Genomic DNA, 418 nt, shown 5'->3' with positions numbered 1-418 from the left:
GGTACATGTCTCCCATGAACCGCGTCGCTTCGCAGTTTACGGAGGCGTGAGCCGACCAGCCAATATCGAAATCCCCGTGGAAGACGCGCATCTCGCCTACCTTCTGGCAGAAGTTGGCGGCCTCAACGATCGAGTGGCGCAGACACGATCGGTGTTCGTGTTTCGCCCTACTGCGGATGCAGGCTTGGCAACAGCCTATCAGTTGGACTTCTCGCGGCCCGACGCCCTTCTACTCGCAAGCGCGTTCCGCCTTATGCCCACTGATATAACGTATGTGGCATCCGCTGATGCTGCTGATTTCAATCGATTTGTGTCGATCATGCTGTCGCCGCTTTTGGGAACAGCACGCAGCGCCAATGCTCTAGGAAACTGAAATGCTTACCACACACACAAGAAACACATCGGTCTCTGATGAAGG

General features: G+C 55.5%; 1 protein-coding gene. It reads left to right on the top strand.

Annotated features, from left to right (window positions below; genetic code table 11):
* On the top strand, positions 1–373 hold a 373-nt coding region (locus tag ACK8OU_RS20475; protein WP_410305166.1), incomplete at its 5' end, for an SLBB domain-containing protein.
* Positions 374–418 lie beyond the last annotated feature (45 nt).

Source organism: Pontitalea aquivivens (genome assembly GCF_046507575.1).
In the GTDB taxonomy this organism is placed as follows: domain Bacteria; phylum Pseudomonadota; class Alphaproteobacteria; order Rhodobacterales; family Rhodobacteraceae; genus Pontitalea; species Pontitalea aquivivens.
This window is presented reverse-complemented; position numbering and strand designations above follow the sequence as displayed.